The following is a 16,736-nucleotide window of genomic DNA, read 5'->3' as shown; positions in this document are numbered from 1 at the left end:
TCTAGCTGCCTGAACGCTCCGTCAAGCGCGCGCGGATGTCCGGCTTCAGCACCTTGCCGACCTTGGAACGCGGCAGATCGTCCCAGACCTCGATCTGCTTCGGCGTCTTGATGCTGCCGACCTGCTGCTTGACGAACGCGGCCAGCGCCGTCGCATCGACGGTCTGGCCGGCGCGCGGCTGCACCACGGCGACGATGCGCTCGCCCCATTTGTCGTCGGGCAGTCCGATGACCGCGCAATCCTGCACCGCCTCGTGGGCGCGCAACGCGTTCTCGACCTCGATCGAGTAGACGTTGAAGCCGCCGGTGATGATCATGTCCTTGGCGCGGTCGACGATGTAGAGGTAGCCGTCGCCGTCGATGTAGCCGATATCGCCGGTGTGGTGCCAGCCATGCGCCGAGGCCTCACGCGTGGCCTCCGGGTTCTTGTAGTAGCCTTCCATGACAAGCGAACCGCGCACCACGATCTCGCCGCGCGAGCCGGCAGGCAGCAGCTTGCCGTCGCCATCCATGATGCCGGCCTGCACCAGCGGGCCGATCCGCCCCGCCGAGGAGAGACGCTCCAGCGCGATCGAGCCGTCCGGATTGTAGTGGTCCGCCGGCGCCATCATCGAGATCATCATCGGCGCCTCGGTCTGGCCGAACAGCTGCGCCATCGGCCCGATCCGCTTCAAGGCCTCCGCGAGCCGCGTCGCCGAGATCGGCGCCGCGCCATACCAGAAACATTGCAGCGAGCTGCGATCGGCCGCGTCGAGCCTGGGATGATCGAGCAGCATGTAGATCACGGTCGGCGGCAGGAACGTGTGGGTGACGCGATAGCGCTCGATCAGCGCCAGGAACTCGCCGATGTCAGGGTGATGCATGATCACGACGCGGCCGCCGAGCGTCATGATCGGAAAACACAGCACGCCGGCGGCATGCGTCAGCGGCGCCAGCGCGAGATAGATCGGACGGCCCTTGAACGGGTAGCCCATCAGGGTCAGCGCGGTCATCGCCTCGATGTTGCGCCCCGACAGCATCACGCCCTTGGGCTTGCCGGTGGTGCCGCCGGTGCCCGGGATCATCGCGAGATCGTCGATCGTGGCGCGCTGATGGAGATTGTCGGCGAGCCCGGAGAGCCAGCGGTCGAACGACGGTGCGAACGGCAGCTCGGTATCGAGGCAGACCAGCGCGCGCAGCTTCGGCAGATCCTGCCTGACGGCCTCGACCATCGGCGCGAAGCTCGAATGAAACAGCAGCAGGCTGCAATCGAACTGATCGAGGATGAACTTGTTCTCGGCCGCCTCGTTGCGCGGATTGATCGGGCACCACACGGCGGCGGCGCACGAGATGCCGAACACGCAGGCGAAAGCGATCGGATCGTTGCCGGACAGGATCGCGACCTTATCGCCGGGAGCGATGCCCGACCGCTCGAGCCCGCGTGCGATCCGGTAGCTCAGCCGCTGGACCTCGCCATAGCTGAGGTCGCGGCCGTCCATGGTGAGGCACGGCGCGTCGGCGCCCAGCGAAGAACCCTTGTCGAGATAATCGATGAAGCGCATGGCGGGTCTCGCGCTAGATGCGGGTGACGCGCGACTGCGTCACCCGCGGGTAGAGCGTTTTCGAGCAAATTGGATGCGGGCCCGTTTGACGAAAACGCTTCAGGGAACGGAGTGTTGAGCCCCGATCCGACCGGGGCTCAAGCTTAGTCGTGCACAGTCAGGACCGGCTTGCCAACCAGGCCGAAGCTACGCAATTGTCCGAGCAGTTCGTGATGGCCGAACGCCTGGCAACCGGAGGCGAAGCCGACGCGCTTGGGCGGCTGCTGCAGCAGGTACGCCGCAGCAAAGGCCTGCAGCATGGCGGTCTGCTTGTAGTTGCTGTTGCCGTAGATGACGCAGTGCGCGCGCCCCAGCGGACCGGAGGCATACACCGAATCCATCGACTTGTTGACGCGCGGGTTCTCGCGCGGCGGCATGGTGTTCATCACGCCGGCAGCGGTCTGCGCCAACGCGGCGTAGCGCTCGTCGGGCTTCATGTCTTTGGTCGCCTCCAGCGCGGCGGCAACGATCTGCGGCACGCCCAGCATCAGCGCCCGGTTGAACACGCCGCCCAGCACCTTCACGTTGGCCACGCGCGGATCGCGCTTGAACCACACCGGGTGCGAGGTGCCGCCCCAGGGCAGCGCCAGCGCCAGCTCGTGCTGGCCGGGGATGGCGAGGTTGTAGAGGCCGGCGTCGGGCTGATGCTCGACGTACTTGTTCTGCTCCAGGTAGTAGGCCTTGGCCATCGCGGCGTTGACCAGGATGGTCTGCGTCGAGGCGATGGTCGGGCTGCCGCCCCAGAACACGGCGATATCAAGCGTGTCGAGGCCGGGCGTTTCCAGGCAGAGCTGCGCGGCGATCTCGCCGGTGGTGTACATCTGCGCGATACCCGGCGCCAGCAGCAGGCCGGCATTGCCGAACTTCGTGCCGAACTCCTGATCGAGCGTGATCAGCCAGTCCTGCTCGCCGGTCGTGTCGGTGTAGTGGCACTTGGCAGCGAGGCAAGCCTGCACCACCTCGACGCCGAACTTGGCGAACGGGCCCACGGTGTTGAGCACCACCGAGGCTCCCTTGAACAGTTCAGTCAGCGCGGAGACGGTGTGCGGCACCGTCACCACTTCGTAGTCGGCGGTCTCGATGCCGGCCACGTTCGACTTCATCGCGGCATTGAGCTTCTCGGCGCTGCGGCCGGCGGCGATGAAGGGGATGTTGTACTCGCGCAGATATTCGCAGACCAGCCGGCCGGTGTAGCCGGACGCGCCATAGACGATGACAGGCTTCTTCTCGCTCATTGCGATCCTCCGAAATGCTTGTTGTCGACGTTGTTGCTACATGCCCATGCCGCCATCGACCGGCAGGCCGATGCCGGTGATAAAGCGGGCCTCGTTCGAGCACAGGAACACCGCGGCGTCGGCGATGTCGGAGACCTCGGCGAGCTTGCCGAGCGGCGTCTGCTCCACCACCGAGCCGACGGCGGCGTTGACGTCGGGCGCAAGACCGATCTTCACGATGTCATTGGCGAGCTGCAGGCCCATGTCGGTCGGGATCAGGCCGGGATAGATGCAGTTGACGCGCACGCCATAGCCGAGCTTGCCGGCTTCCATCGCGCCGACGCGGGTCATGCGGTCAACCGCGGATTTGGTGCCGGAGTAGACGGCGATGCTCGGGAAGGCGATCGTCGCAGCGACCGAGGCGATGTTGACGACCGCGCCGCCCTTGCCCGCGGCGCCGCCTGGCCGCATCGCGTGGAAGGCGTGCTTCATGCCGAGCACGGTGCCGACGATGTTGACGTCGCACATGCGGCGCGCGTCCTCGGCCTTGATATCGGCGACCAGCGAGGTGATCTCGATGCCGGCATTGTTGATCAAGATGTCGAAGCCGCCGAGGGTTTCGACCGTCGCGGCCGCAGCCCGTTCCCATTGCGCGTCGTCGGTGACGTCGAGTTTTGCAAATCCGGTCTTCACGCCGGCCTTGGCGATCTCGGCGGCGGTCGCCTTGCCGGCATCGTCGAGAATATCGCCGATCATGACCGCGGCACCGGACCGCGCCAGCGCCTGCGCGATCGCTGCGCCAATCCCCCGGGCGCCGCCGGTGACCAGGGCTTTCCTGCCTTCAAGGCTCTTCCCACTCATGACGTAGTCCTCCCTTTGCTTGGTGATTTGATCGGTGACGCGGCCGGCGGCAGCACCGGCCGGCGGCCTGCATAGTCTGAGCGTATTGGTGATGGCGGCCGGGGTCGGCGGGGCGCAGCGTTGGCGCGCCCGGCGATGCGTTTCCTCCTGTTTTGTCGATTGGTCAGCCGTCTTGACGGTTGTCCAAATTATTGACCCAACCCTCGTCCAGGAACTTGACACTTGTCAAGCCTGAATTTGACAAGTGTCAAATAGGATGATTGTGAAGGGATGGAGCACACCGCAGTCACCGCGGTATAGTTGCTCAAAGCGTTTTCAAGCGAAGTGGATTCCGGTTCGCGTGAAGAAAACGCGTCGGACAAGAATCTAGAGCCCCGTTCCGATTCAATCGGGACGGAATAGGCTCTAGAGGGAAGAGACAGAGGATAGGCACCGGATGGCGCGGCAAGCGACAGGAGCGGCCCAGCGTGTGGCCGTAGCGGCCGAGACGCTGCGCGACGAGAAGTTCAACGCACGGCGCATCGAGCTTGCGGAAGCCGCGCTGGAAACGCTTGGCGAGCTCGGCTTCGCGCGCACCAGCCTGCGCGAGATCGCGCAGAACTCCGCATTCACGCACGGCGTGTTTCACTATTACTTTAGCGACAAGCTCGATCTGATCTGCTGTTGCGTCCGTCACTACAAGGCGAAATGCGTGACGCGATATGACGAGGTGGTGACGACGGCACGCAGCCGCGACGAATTGACCGAGGGCTTCCTCGCCAAGCTCGCGGCAACGCTTGAGAACGAAGCGCGCATGCATCGGCTCTGGTACGATCTGCGTTCGCAGGCGATGTTCGAGCCGGCGTTTCGCAAGGACGTGCTCGAGATCGACAAGAGCCTCGAAGCGATGATCTGGCGCATCGCCACGCGCTACGCCGAGCTCGGCAACAAGCGCCCGGCATCGTCACCGGCTGCACTCTACGCGCTGTTCGACGGCCTGTTCCAGAGCGCGCTGCTCAGGCACCTCGCAGATGACAGGAAGGCCGTTCCGGATCTGCTCGACGAAGTTCGCCGTCTGCTGCCGACGATTTGCTGAGACGATTGCGAAACCCCACGCTGTAGCAAAACGCTCGGTCGTCAGGCGATATATTCGACGCCGAGGTCGGTGCCGATCTGCCATCGGACCTGAACCCGCTTCCTGACGCCGTCTCCGGTGATCAGGAGTTCGAACTCCTTCGGAACCGCGAAGGGCGCGTCGATACGAATTCCCGCCCCCCGCCGGGACTGATTCCTCACGGTGCAGTCGATTGTCGCCCCCAAACCCGGGAGGAGGATCTGTCCGCGCTTGAAGACCCTTTGGCGCGGCTCGCGCCGGCGATCCGACGTCCGCAACTGATCTGCAGCCGGACGGACACCGGCGTCCGACGGGACCGGCTCTGCCGTCGTTGACGCTGCGCCGCCTGAGGGCGGCGCGGACGACCGCCTGTCCGATATCTTGAACGGGGAGCCAGCTGCTCTGGCCGCGTCGAGCGCGTCCAGCGCAGGCTTCATCAAATCCGCACCGGCCGTGCCGCCGCCCGCACCCTCCGCGCCCAGTGCCGCACCAATGCAGGCGGACAGATCAAGACTCGCCGCATTCAGATCGATTCGGAAAGCAAGGTCGCTGGTCAATCTCTCGCAGAAGCTCTGGAGCTGACCAGGATCCGATCTCACATCGACGACAATCAGGAAACTGCTTCCGGAATAGCGCCCGCAGATATCGCTCGACCTTGCGGCCTTCGACAGCCGTTCTCCGAACGCCCGCAGCGCCTGATCGCCGGCTTTCAACCCAAAGCTCTCGTTGATGGCGTGCAACTCGTTCATTTCGACGAGGACGATCGCGTATGCGGATCGGGCGCCGTGGCCCATGGCCGCGAGCTGCGCGAGCCGTCCATCGAGTTTCGCTTGCCCGAGCAGTCCCGTGACAAGGTCCACGCCGGACATGTTGGCGAGACGTTCGTGCTCGGCCCTTGTCCGCTGTTCGTCCCTGGCCCGTTGCACGGCGCGGCCGATCGCCGAGATCAACCCATCCGCGGTCAACTCGCGCTTTGCCAGATAATCGTTGAAGCCCAATCGAAGCGCCTTGATGACGGTACTTTCACGGCCGTCTCCCGTCAGCATGACGATCGGCGGAACGGAGTGGTAGCGTTCACCCAGGCGATCCCGGACGGCAAAGCCGCTTTCGGTTCCGAGATTGTAGTCGAGGATGATGCAATCGACCTTCTGGCTGTCGAGAATGCGATACAGCTCCTCGCCCGAGGAGGCTTCGAAGACGGAAAAACGGGTGTTCTTCGATACGAGCGCCGACACGTAGCTCCGGTAGACGTCGTCGTCATCTACGATGGCTATGCCGAGATACTCGTGCGAGAGGCTGCTCATATCGATAGTGTTTTTATGTGATTACGCTTCTCATTCAGGATCAGGTGCGGACCGTTCTCCGCTGAACTGTGCTCCGGTGCGTCGGCGCCGCCAGAGGAGCCGTCGCCGCGCGGCAGTCCCAGCTCCGTCGCACCAACTCTCTTCGCAGGTGATGGTTAGGAATGATCTACGAGCGGTCCACTGCGATCGCGACGTGGTTAATGGTTGATGAACCATCATTCGATTGCGCGACTGGCCCTTTGAGCCCGGCCGGGGGCGCCGGGCCGCCAATGGATGGCATTCCTTAACGACGTAATGGCAAGACTTGCGTGAGGAATGGCCGCGTCCACTTTGACGTGCCGCTTGGGTCGCGCCGGCCTCCGGCGACGCAAAGGTGCGGAGAACGATGATGGATCGGAAGCTGAACGACCGCACGCGCTACGGTTTGCCGGCGCTGATCGGCCTGGTCACCATCGGCATCCTGCTATTCCTCGGTGACCTGCACAGCCGCTACTCGTCCGCGATCGCCGACGCCGAGCGTGCGAATGCGAGGCTTGCGGACGTGCTGGCCGAACAGGCGAGCAGCACCTTTGAGGGCCTGGGACGTACCTTGACCGCCGCGGAACTGGTTCGCACCAACTCCTCGGCTGGTCTTTATCCGATGGCGATGGCGTATCGCGCGCTGCGGCTGCTGCGGAGCAGTAATCCGCTGGTGACGGGGATCGAATGGACCGACGCGGCAGGCAATGTCGCCGTCCATTCCTTTGAGGGCGATCTGGCCCGCCCGAGCCTCGCCGGCAGGCCGTTTTTCGAGGCACAGCGAAACGGCAAGGACGATCGCTTTCTGATCGACCGACCCGTCCGCTCGGATGAGACGGGCGAATGGAGTACCTCGGTCTCCAGGCGACTGACCAACGCCGACGGCAGCTTCGCCGGTGTCATGTCAGCGACGCTCGATCTGTCGTACTTCGCGCCCGTCTTCAAGGCGCTCAGGCCGCAAAGCAACGGGTCGGTTGTGCTGATGGACCGCGAAGGCGTCATTCTGACAAGAGAGCCGTTCGTCGACATCGCGATGCAGACTTCGTTCAAGAGCGACAGCCCGATTCTGAAATACCTGTCGAAGATGGATTCGGGCGAGATCGAGGCCGTCAGCCAAATCGACGGGATCAGTCGGCTTGTTGCATTCAAGACCGTTCCGGGCTTTCCCCTGGTCATGATCGTCACCTCGGCCCGGGCGCTTGCCCTGGATCCGGTCTACGAGCATGTCCGCGCCGCTGCTCCGGTCGCCATCGCACTCATCGTGCTTGTGGTGCTGGGCGGCGCCCACCTGCTGAGGCAGGACCGCGCAATCGCGCGGCAGGCTGCGCTGCTGCAGGCCGCGCTTGAGAACATGGAGCAGGGCCTGATCGTCGTCGACAACAAAGGCGCGCTTCCAGTCTGCAACCGCCGCGCGATGGAGCTGCTCGATCTGCCACCCAGCCTCATGGATTCGAATCCGAATGCGGACGAGCTGATCGCATATCAAACCAGGCAGGGCGAGTTCGCCAACGTCCCGGACGACGTCAAGAGCCGACTTCTGCCGCGGATCCACGGCGAATCGCGCAACGTCTATGAGCGGAAACGTCCGAACGGCACGATCCTCGAGATTCAGACCGTTCCGTTCGCCAACGGTGGCGTGGTTCGAACGTATACCGACGTCACGGCGCAGCGCGCGGCGGAAGCGGCGCTGAAGGACAGTGAAACGCGGTACCGGCTTCTCGCCGACAGCTCCACGGATATGATTTTCCGGCTCGACCTCGACCTCATCCGTCGATACGTCTCGCCCGCCAGCTACGAGATCCTCGGCTATTCGGCCGAGGAGCTGACTGGTCGCAAACCGGTCAACATGATCCACCCCAACGACGCCGAGCAGGTCGAGGAGACCTATCTGGCTGTCCTGAATGGACGGGAGCGAGCGTCGGTCACCAATCGCATCCGGCACCGCGACGGACACTGGGTGTGGGTCGAGGCAGAATTGCGCCTGGTGCGCGACCAGGACGGCCGGCCGTGCGGCATCCTGGGCGCCCTGAGGGATGTGTCCGCCCGCAAGGCAGCGGAGGACGAAGCGATCGCGGCACGAAAGCTTGCCGAACAAGCGGCCGCCGCTCAGGGACAGTTTTTGGCTACCATGAGCCATGAATTGCGCACACCGCTCAACAGCGTGCTTGGCTTCGCCGACATCATCCTCGACCGGAGCGACCTCGATCCGGAAGTGCGGCGACAGGTTGGGCTGATCCAGACAGCCGGCGCGTTTCTGCTGACGGCGGTCAATGACGTTCTCGACTTCTCCAAGATCGAGGAAGGCAAGCTGGAGCTGGTGTCGACCGAATTTTCCCTGACGTCGCTGATCGACGGCAGCATATCTGTCCTGCGAGACGCCGCATCCAAGAAGCACCTTGAGCTGACCGTCGAGACGGACAGACGTATTCCCCCATATGTCTGCGGGGACGAAAGCCGGCTGCGGCAGGTGCTGCTCAACCTGCTCAACAACGCAATCAAGTTCACGCCGTCAGGTCATGTGGCGCTGACGGTCGAGCACATCGAATCTCGAAGTGACGGAGAAAGACTGCGGTTTACCGTGTCCGATACCGGTATCGGCATTCCAGGCGACAAGCTGCACCGCCTGTTCCAAAGGTTCAGCCAGGTCGACGGTTCGACCAGCCGCGAATTTGGCGGGACCGGATTGGGGCTCGCGATTTGCAAGCGCCTCATCGAACTGATGGGCGGCGAAATCGGGGTTGCGAGCAATGTCGGAAAGGGGTCGGCGTTCTGGTTTGCCGTGACCCTATCGCCCGCCGCCGGGTCCGATTCGACGCGCGTTCCTCATCAAGGCCGGGCGCCGATCGCGCGGCCATCCCGGATCCTCGTTGTCGAGGATTTGGACGTGAATCAGGAAATCGTTCGCTCGATGCTCGAAGCCGCAGGTCACCGTGTCGACGTGGTCTCGGACGGATCTGAAGCGATCTCGGCCGTCGAGGCTTGCAGATACGACGTCGTGCTGATGGACATTCAGATGGCCGGCATGGATGGAGTAACGGCAACGAAGCGCATTCGTTCGCTTCCCGAACCGGGAAGACAAGTTCCGATCGTCGCAATGACTGCAAATGTGCTCCCGCAGCAAGTCGAAACGTTTCGCGCGGCAGGCATGAACGGACACGTCGGCAAACCGCTCAGGCGGGACGAACTGCTCGCGGCGATAGACCGTGCCGCCTCGCAGGAAATGTCCCCCGCACTTTTGGCGCAGCCGAACCCTGACAATTCGGCTGCCGTTCTGAATGTCGAAACTTTTGCGGCGGTATCCGATCTCCTAGGACCCAAAAAGGTCAACGAACTGCTCGGCAAACTGGGCACCCGGTTGGCCAATCAGTTTGTCGAGAAACCCGAAAGCGACGCGCAGTGGGCGGAGATTGCCCAGGAGGCCCACAAGCTGACGTCCTCCGCGGGAATGCTCGGCTTCAATGACCTTTCCGGCATCTGCGCCGAGCTCGAAGCGGCCGTTCGCGACGACTCGCCGGACCTCGCCAAAATCCTCGCCGCCGCGCGCGCGGCCTGCCAAGCCGCGTTGGCGGAAATCGCGTTCCGCTCGGCGCTCAGCGAGACCGTGGCGAGAGGCGCCTGATGTCTCCTGCGTTTTCGTCCTTCATCGCGCGTTAACCGTTCGAAGATCGTCTTCGGCATTTCGCGCGCGGGTTTGTAACCATTGCAGAACAAGGCCGGTAATGTGCTGCCTGCAACGAGGCTCGCGAGATGAACAACCTTTCCGCTCGGTCTCTTACTGCCGCCTATATCCTCGCTTTGTGCGTGGTCGCCGTCATGTCGTTCGCCTCGCACTGGACGTTGAACGGGGTGTTGAGAGCGCACGAAGGCGCTGCTTCGGTCGTCAACGTCAGCGGGCGACAGCGTATGTTCTCGCAGAGGATTTCGAGCCTGGCGGCACAATATGCACTCGGTGACCTCAATGTGCGCGCCGATCTGGTGACGGCGATCGATCAGTTCGAAGCTGCGCACCAGCGGCTTCGCAGCGGAGACGACGCGTTAAAGCTGCCAGCACCCACCTCAACAAGGTTGTTCGACATCTATTTCACCGGCTCCCCTTCGCTGGACGAATTGGTTCGCGTCTATGTTGCAGATGCACGGACGGTGGCAGCCATGAAGCCCGGAGATCAGGGATCGCAGCCTGCGCTCAGCCGGCTGTTCGCGGCCGCCAGATCGCCGCTGCTGACAAGGCTCAACGAGGTCGTCAGCGCCCACCAACAGACCAGCGAGCGGCAGCTCGAGACTCTCGCGCGAATCCAGATCGGTTCGCTTGGCGTGGTTCTGATCACCCTGCTCGCGGAAGCCCTTGGGATATTCCGTCCGATGGTGGGGCGCATCGTGCGATACACGAGGGAATTGGTCCGCATGGCGACGACGGACCCGCTGACGGGCGGATTGAACCGGCGCAGCTTCACCGAACGCGGACTGGCGGAGCTGGAACGCGCCAGGCGCTATGACAGGGCAACGTCGATCCTCATGATCGATATCGATCGCTTCAAATCGATCAATGACAGCTATGGCCACAGCGGTGGCGATGCCGTGCTGAAGGAACTCGTGGCTCATCTTCATGCGCGGATTCGCCCCTCGGACATTCTTGGACGGATCGGCGGCGAAGAGTTCGCGATCGTACTTGCCGAGACGGACCTGGCGGGCGCCGAGATCGCCGCAGAGCGAATTCGGCAGGACGTGGCTTTGCTCAACGTTCCGCTGGAGACCGCGAGCGTCAGGTTTACTGTGAGCATCGGCGCCGCGCAGTTCATGCGCCAGGCGACAACGCTGAAGCCGGCCATGGACCGGGCCGACCGCGCGCTCTATCAAGCCAAGGCAGCTGGCAGAAACCGTGTGGTCGTCAGTGCCGAACCAAGCGTCGATGGGACACAGGATCTGTCGCCGGGTTGCTCGGATGGTCTTGCCGTCGAACGCCGCGGCACGGTGGCGTCCGCGCCGTAGCCGATCAGAAACCAGCGCGGCAGGTGGCCGGAACGCGCGTTACGCCGCGCTCGCCGGCGGCAGCGCGAGCACCGAGTAGATCGCCTGTGCGTCGCGCGAGGCACGCAGCTTCTTGGCGACGTCCTGGTCGCGCAACAGGCGGGCGATGCGCGCCAGCGCCTTGAGATGATCGGCGCCGGCGCCTTCGGGCGCCAGCAGCAGGAAGATCAGATCGACCGGCTGGCCATCCATCGCCTCGAAATCGATCGGGCGATCGAGGCGGGCGAAGAAGCCGAACAGCTTTTCCAGCTTGGGCAGCTTGCCGTGCGGAATGGCGACGCCATAGCCGACCGCCGTGGTGCCGAGCTTCTCGCGCTGCAGCAGCACCTCAAAGATGGCGCGTTCGTTCTGCCCGGTTAGAGCCGAAGCACGCGCGGCGAGTTCCTGCAGCGCCTGCTTCTTGCTGATGACTTTCAAAGCCGGGAGTATCGCCTCGGGTGCGACCAGATCGGTAATCGGCATTGGGACGTTCCGAGGTGAATGACCGTCAGGTTGCGAAATAGGCTTTACAGCGGCGGCGTCAAGAAGATGAGGTGGGATGCGGGCTTGGCCCGGGTCCGGTTGGCAGGGCTTCTACTCCAACGCATCGGCGGTGCCAACAGCTGCGAACCCTGTTCCGCCCCCCTTATTCCTGGAGGCGGCGGACCATAAGCAGGGCTGGCTTCGGACGTCAATGCCATCTGCCATATATCTCAGGGGCTCACCGCGGGCGGATCGACCCAGCCGACGTTGCCGTCCGTACGGCGGTATATGATGTTCAACCGGCCACTGCCGCCATGCTGGAACACCAGGCAGGAGGCGCCGGTCAGATCGAGCTCCATCACGGCTTCGCTGACCGACAGCCGTTTCAGCGCGGTGGTTGCCTCGGCAATGATCACCGGGCTGTATTCGGTGACCTCGTCCTCGTTCTCGGGCGCCTCGATGACGTAGCTCGGCGCGTCGAGCCCGGCGCCGTTCAGTTCGGCGAGCGCCGCAGTCGCAGCGTAAGTCTTGCGGGCAGAGCGGTCCTTGAGCCGGCTCTTGTAGCGGCGCAGGCGCTTCTCGATCATCAGCAGCGCGACGTCCGCGCTGGCATAGGCATCGGCGGCGTTGGATTCGGCTTCCAGCGTGATGCCGGAATCCAGATGCAGCGCGCAGTCGGTTCGGAAGCCGAAGCCATCCTTGCTCAGCGTGATGTGACCGGAATAGTTGCCATCAAAATACTTTCGCAGGACCTCGTCGGTGCGCTCGCTGACGCGCGCCCGAAGCGCCTCGCCGATGCTGATGCTCTTTCCCGAGATTCGAAGGGTCATTTGATGCCTCAATTGCTGGATGCCTCGATCACTCTTGCAGGAGCATGATGCTTGCTGGGCTTCCGGTCACCTCCCTGGCAGGACGACGCTTCACCTGGAACAATTGAGACTATCCCGATTTGACGCGAACGCAACGAGCGCATGAACCCGCCCGTACTCGAACGGGGTCCCGCTCAAGAAGTAACCTAAACGGGGGCTGTATCGCGCGATCGGTCGGACGAGGAGGCTGGGGCCGAAAGGGCATTACCGAGCATGCTCTGTTTGTCACGGCGGCGCTGCACCGAGGATGGTATCCGCATCGCCTCGCGGTACTTCGCAACGGTGCGGCGGGCGATATCAATGCCCGAAGTACGCAAACGTTCCACGATCGTGTCGTCGGACAGGATCGCCGACGGCGCCTCGCCGTCGATCAGTTGCTTGATATGGTGTCGCACCGCTTCGGCCGAATGCGCCTCGCCGCCGTCGGCGGACGCAATCGACGCGGTGAAAAAATACTTCAATTCAAAACTGCCGCGATTGGTCGCCATGTACTTGTTGGCGGTGACGCGCGACACCGTCGATTCATGCATCTGGATCGCGTCCGCCACCGCTTTCAGATTGAGCGGCCTCAAATGCGCGACGCCATAGGTGAAGAAACCATCCTGCTGGCGAACGATTTCAGTTGCGACCTTCAGGATGGTGCGGGCGCGCTGATCGAGCGCGCGCACCAGCCAGGTCGCGTTCTGCAGGCAGTCGGTGAAGTACGACTTGTCACCGTCCTTGCGGATCGTCTTCGACAGCTCAGAGTAATAGGTCTGGTTGACCAGGACGCGTGGCAGAGTGTCGCTGTTGAGCTCGACATGCCAGCCGCCGTCGGGGCCCGGACGCACATAGACGTCAGGCACCATGGTTTGCGTCCGCGAGGCGCCGAACTTCAGGCCGGGCTTCGGATCGAGCCGGCGGATCTCCGCGATCATGTCGGTGATGTCTTCATCGTCGACGCCGCAGAGCTTCCGCAGGCCTGCGATGTCGCGTTTGGCGAGCAGGTCGAGATGCTCGACCAGCGCCTGCATCGCCGGATCGTAACGATCGAGCTCGCGCAGCTGGATCGCCAGGCATTCGCTCAGGTTTCGCGCACAGACGCCCGGCGGATCGAATTTCTGCAGCACCGCGACGACCTCGTCGACCGCTTGCTGCGATGCGCCAAGCCGCTCGGCGGCCTGGCCGAGATCGGCCGGCAGGTAGCCGGCGTCGTCGACCAGATCGATCAGATACTGCCCGATCATACGCTGCGCCGGCGCCGAGAACGCCACGGCGAGCTGTTCGGCGAGGTGATCGGCGAGTGTCAGCTCGGCGGCCACGAAGGCTTCGAGATTATATTCGTCGTCGCTGGAGGCGCCGCCGCCCCATTCGGTATAGACCGACGGTGGCGCGTCCTGCGCGGCACGTGCGGCAGCTTCCGCCGGCTCTTCGGAAAACACATTGTCGAGACCTGTGTCGAGCGTCTGCTCGATCTCGGCGCGGGTGCCGAGGTCGCGGTTCAGCCACTCCTCCTGGCCGGGCTCGAAGGCGGCCTCGCCGCCCGAACCGGCGGCCATGTCGGATGCGTCGCCGTCGTCGCCATAATTGCTGGAACCGTCGGAATCGCCGTAGTCCGGCCGCTCCATGGCCGGCTCGCCCGCCACCGGCGGCTCCGGCCCGTCGGCAGCCCGCTCAAGCAGCGGGTTGCGCTCCAGCTCTTCCTCGACAAAGGCCGACAGATCAAGGTTCGACAGTTGCAGCAGCTTGATCGCCTGCATCAGCTGCGGCGTCATCACCAGCGACTGCGACTGGCGGAACTCTAGTCTTTGCGTCAGCGCCATGGAGACAAGATCGACCCTGAAAGTTGGCTCGATTCTTGCTTATCTTAGTCTGTGAAGCTTGTACACGGCTTGACGGATGCAAAATTTGGGCTAGAGGCGGAATTCCTCGCCAAGGTAAAGCCTGCGTACATCCGGATCGTTAACGATCTCTTCCGGGCTGCCCTCAGTCAAGATCTCACCGGCATAGACGATGTAGGCACGGTCGGTCAGGCCGAGCGTCTCGCGGACATTGTGGTCGGTGATAAGCACGCCGATGCCGCGGTTGGTGAGGTGGCGGACGAGGTCCTGAATGTCGCCGACCGCGATCGGGTCGATGCCAGCGAACGGTTCGTCGAGCAGCATGTAATTGGGCCGCGTCGCCAGCGCGCGCGCGATTTCGACGCGGCGGCGCTCGCCGCCGGACAGCGCGATCGACGGGCTCTTGCGCAGCCGCGTGATGTTGAATTCGTCGAGCAGCGAATCCAGCTCGTGCTCGCGCTTCTTCTTCGAGGGCTCGACGACCTCGAGCACGGCGCGGATGTTCTGCTCGACCGTCAGGCCGCGGAAGATCGAGGCTTCCTGCGGCAGGTAGCCGATGCCGAGGCGTGCGCGCTGATACATCGGCAGCTTGGTGACGTCGTGGCCATCGAGCTCGATCGCGCCGCGATCGGCCTTGATCAGGCCGGTGATCATGTAGAACACGGTGGTCTTGCCGGCGCCGTTCGGCCCGAGCAGGCCGACCGCCTCGCCGCGGCGAACATAGATGCTGACGCCACGCACGACCTGGCGGCTGCCAAAGCTCTTTTCCACGCTGTGCACGGCGAGATAACCCGGCCGCTTGATGAGCTGCGGCGCAGCAGCGGCGTTGTTACGAGCGGGCCGCGCGCGCACTGGAGCGGGCGCAGCAGCCGGCTGGGACCGCGGCAGCTCGACGCCGGGGACCGGGGCGGCGCGCGCCATCGGCGGCGCGTCCCGCACCGGTGACGTCAGCATCTCGCCAAACTGATCGCCGAGCGCCGTGATGTCGTCATGCGCACGCGCAAATCCGGAACTGCGTTTCGCAGGGCGCCGCCGGAACATGCCGAGAAAATCCACCATCCCCGCTTCGCTTCAGCCTTTCACGGTGATCCCGCGACTTTGCCTGCGGACCAATCGATTCGCATGCGAAGGCGCAAGCATGAGCCGGAAAACTGAACACCGGCCTTCCCTCGCAACAAAAGCGGACGCGTTTGCGCGGAGATCATGCTCAAACAACACGGCAAAGCGCGATCCCCCGCGCCTTGAATGAATGGATGCCCCTCCGGCCAACATGACTCCCCCTCGAGGCGCATCGTTCGGCCGGGCCGCAGCAGTAGATACAGTCTCGTCCCGCGCGCTTCAACCTCGCGCCCGCAAAATATTATCTAATGCATTGATTTATCTTGATTTTGGTGGCTTGGCCGAAGCTGACGGGGAGCTTACGGGGTTCGGCACGGCCGGCGCGCCGCCACAGCCCTGTCCCTGAACCATCAACACCTGCACCTTTCCGCTGTCGGATTCGACCCGCGAGACGCCGGTCGTCATGTCGACACGCAGACGATCGCCGCGCACCACGTTCTGGCATTGGGTCAGCACCACGCCGCCGAGCATGGTGATCAAATTGGTCCTGGTGTCGAAAATCGCGGTCTCGCCGGTGACGACCTGATCCTTCTGGATCACGACGACATTGCCCCTCGCCTCCAGCCGCTTGATCGAGGAACTGCCGCCGGGGCCGGGTGTCGCCGATGGCATCGGCGTGCCCTTCGGTCCGTTCTCGGCCGCTGAGCGGGCCGTCGGCTGAGCGGATTTGTCGTCGTAGAATGCGACCAGTGTCTTCGACGTCATCGTGGTGTCGCCCTGCACCACTTTCACGCTGCCCGAGAAAGTCGCTTGCTTCTTCCGGTCACGCATTTCGAGCACGGCGGACTCGATCCGGACCGGCTGGTCGCGATTCTGCGCGAAGCCCTGCATGGCATTGTTGGGCACTGACGCGCTACCCTGTCCATGCGCATGGTCGAGCGTCGTCGCAGCGAGGATGGCGAGAACTGCGGTGCGCGACGGAAGCGTCATCATGGCCATCCTCGCACCAGCGGTCGTTATTTCGACTTGCTACCCGGAAGCAGTTGAAGCGGTGACGGGGCCGCTGGGGCTGTGCCCGGGGCGGCTGGCGTTCCGCAGCCACCCTTGCCGGTCTGTCCGCCCTGCGACTGGATGAACAGGCCCTGCACCTTGCCGTTGTCGGATTCGACCCGCGAGACGCCGGTGGTCATGTCGACCAGCAGGCGGTCGCCGCGCAGCACGTTCTGGCACTGGGTGAGCACCACCTGTCCGCCGCCGCCACCGATCATGGTGATCAAATTGGTCTTGGTGTCGAAGATCGCGGTCTCGCCGGTGACGACCTGGTCTTTCTGGGTCACGACGACGTTGCCCTTCGCCTCGAGCCGCTTGATCGACGACGCGCCGCCGGGGCCGGGCGTCGCCGATTGCATCGGCGCGCCCTTGGCGGCCGCGG

Annotated in this window: 13 protein-coding genes; 3 read left to right on the top strand and 10 right to left on the bottom strand. The window is 63.8% G+C overall.

What is annotated here, in order from left to right; translation table 11 throughout:
* Window position 1 precedes the first annotated feature (1 nt).
* From H8A95_RS34720 to H8A95_RS34710, 3 genes are all read right to left on the bottom strand, one after another.
* Window positions 2–1,540, bottom strand: a complete 1,539-nt coding sequence (locus tag H8A95_RS34720) for an AMP-binding protein (RefSeq protein WP_229187235.1) — start codon at window positions 1,538–1,540, stop codon at window positions 2–4.
* 143 nt (window positions 1,541–1,683) lie between these two features.
* Complete coding sequence (locus H8A95_RS34715) at window positions 1,684–2,814, bottom strand: DUF5938 domain-containing protein (RefSeq protein ID WP_229187234.1); 1,131 nt, start codon at window positions 2,812–2,814, stop codon at window positions 1,684–1,686.
* 36 nt (window positions 2,815–2,850) lie between these two features.
* The gene (locus tag H8A95_RS34710; RefSeq protein ID WP_229187233.1) at window positions 2,851–3,654 is read right to left on the bottom strand and encodes an SDR family NAD(P)-dependent oxidoreductase; all 804 of its coding nucleotides are present in this window, start codon (window positions 3,652–3,654) and stop codon (window positions 2,851–2,853) included.
* A 436-nt stretch (window positions 3,655–4,090) separates the two neighbouring features.
* Between H8A95_RS34710 and H8A95_RS34705 the strand changes: the two genes are divergently transcribed.
* Entirely contained in the window at window positions 4,091–4,729 is a 639-nt protein-coding gene (locus H8A95_RS34705; protein WP_229187232.1) for a TetR/AcrR family transcriptional regulator, read from the top strand.
* 41 nt (window positions 4,730–4,770) lie between these two features.
* Here H8A95_RS34705 and H8A95_RS34700 read toward each other — a convergent pair whose 3' ends face one another.
* A complete protein-coding gene (locus H8A95_RS34700; protein ID WP_229187231.1) occupies window positions 4,771–6,051 on the bottom strand; it encodes a diguanylate cyclase domain-containing protein in 1,281 nt (426 codons plus the stop codon).
* Between the two features lie 388 nt (window positions 6,052–6,439).
* Here H8A95_RS34700 and H8A95_RS34695 point away from each other — a divergent pair, with 388 nt between their 5' ends.
* Complete coding sequence (locus H8A95_RS34695; RefSeq protein ID WP_229187230.1) at window positions 6,440–9,688, top strand: ATP-binding protein; 3,249 nt, start codon at window positions 6,440–6,442, stop codon at window positions 9,686–9,688.
* A gap of 128 nt (window positions 9,689–9,816) precedes the next feature.
* Window positions 9,817–11,055, top strand: a complete 1,239-nt coding sequence (locus tag H8A95_RS34690) for a diguanylate cyclase (protein ID WP_229187229.1) — start codon at window positions 9,817–9,819, stop codon at window positions 11,053–11,055.
* A gap of 39 nt (window positions 11,056–11,094) precedes the next feature.
* On the opposite strand, the gene ptsN is transcribed toward H8A95_RS34690, so the two are convergent.
* The 6 genes from ptsN to H8A95_RS34660 all read right to left on the bottom strand — a co-directional run.
* Window positions 11,095–11,556, bottom strand: a complete 462-nt coding sequence (gene ptsN / locus H8A95_RS34685) for a PTS IIA-like nitrogen regulatory protein PtsN (protein WP_229187228.1) — start codon at window positions 11,554–11,556, stop codon at window positions 11,095–11,097.
* Window positions 11,557–11,786: 230 nt separating this feature from the next.
* A complete protein-coding gene (hpf, locus tag H8A95_RS34680; RefSeq protein ID WP_163153961.1) occupies window positions 11,787–12,386 on the bottom strand; it encodes a ribosome hibernation-promoting factor, HPF/YfiA family in 600 nt (199 codons plus the stop codon).
* A gap of 185 nt (window positions 12,387–12,571) precedes the next feature.
* Entirely contained in the window at window positions 12,572–14,227 is a 1,656-nt protein-coding gene (gene rpoN / locus H8A95_RS34675; RefSeq protein ID WP_229187227.1) for an RNA polymerase factor sigma-54, read from the bottom strand.
* Between the two features lie 90 nt (window positions 14,228–14,317).
* A complete protein-coding gene (gene lptB / locus H8A95_RS34670; protein ID WP_229187226.1) occupies window positions 14,318–15,304 on the bottom strand; it encodes an LPS export ABC transporter ATP-binding protein in 987 nt (328 codons plus the stop codon).
* A 318-nt stretch (window positions 15,305–15,622) separates the two neighbouring features.
* Window positions 15,623–16,303 (bottom strand): LptA/OstA family protein, encoded by a 681-nt coding sequence (locus H8A95_RS34665; protein ID WP_420839505.1) that lies wholly within the window; start codon window positions 16,301–16,303, stop codon window positions 15,623–15,625.
* Between the two features lie 17 nt (window positions 16,304–16,320).
* Window positions 16,321–16,736: LptA/OstA family protein (locus H8A95_RS34660; RefSeq protein WP_229187224.1), on the bottom strand; the 416-nt coding region annotated here is incomplete at its 5' end.

Source organism: Bradyrhizobium oropedii, assembly GCF_020889685.1.
In the GTDB taxonomy this organism is placed as follows: Bacteria; Pseudomonadota; Alphaproteobacteria; order Rhizobiales; family Xanthobacteraceae; genus Bradyrhizobium; species Bradyrhizobium oropedii.
Note: the sequence above shows the minus strand (reverse complement) of the source record. Positions and strands in the feature narration are given on the sequence as shown.

Excerpts from the sequence above, each read along its gene's own strand:
- H8A95_RS34720 (WP_229187235.1), bottom strand. The coding sequence starts at position 1,540 with ATGCGCTTCATCGATTATCTCGACAAGGGTTCTTCGCTGGGCGCCGAC.
- H8A95_RS34715 (WP_229187234.1), bottom strand. The coding sequence starts at position 2,814 with ATGAGCGAGAAGAAGCCTGTCATCGTCTATGGCGCGTCCGGCTACACC.
- H8A95_RS34710 (WP_229187233.1), bottom strand. The coding sequence starts at position 3,654 with ATGAGTGGGAAGAGCCTTGAAGGCAGGAAAGCCCTGGTCACCGGCGGC.
- H8A95_RS34705 (WP_229187232.1), top strand. The coding sequence starts at position 4,091 with ATGGCGCGGCAAGCGACAGGAGCGGCCCAGCGTGTGGCCGTAGCGGCC.
- H8A95_RS34700 (WP_229187231.1), bottom strand. The coding sequence starts at position 6,051 with ATGAGCAGCCTCTCGCACGAGTATCTCGGCATAGCCATCGTAGATGAC.
- H8A95_RS34695 (WP_229187230.1), top strand. The coding sequence starts at position 6,440 with ATGGATCGGAAGCTGAACGACCGCACGCGCTACGGTTTGCCGGCGCTG.
- H8A95_RS34690 (WP_229187229.1), top strand. The coding sequence starts at position 9,817 with ATGAACAACCTTTCCGCTCGGTCTCTTACTGCCGCCTATATCCTCGCT.
- ptsN (WP_229187228.1), bottom strand. The coding sequence starts at position 11,556 with ATGCCGATTACCGATCTGGTCGCACCCGAGGCGATACTCCCGGCTTTG.
- hpf (WP_163153961.1), bottom strand. The coding sequence starts at position 12,386 with ATGACCCTTCGAATCTCGGGAAAGAGCATCAGCATCGGCGAGGCGCTT.
- rpoN (WP_229187227.1), bottom strand. The coding sequence starts at position 14,227 with ATGGCGCTGACGCAAAGACTAGAGTTCCGCCAGTCGCAGTCGCTGGTG.
- lptB (WP_229187226.1), bottom strand. The coding sequence starts at position 15,304 with ATGGTGGATTTTCTCGGCATGTTCCGGCGGCGCCCTGCGAAACGCAGT.
- H8A95_RS34665 (WP_420839505.1), bottom strand. The coding sequence starts at position 16,303 with ATGGCCATGATGACGCTTCCGTCGCGCACCGCAGTTCTCGCCATCCTC.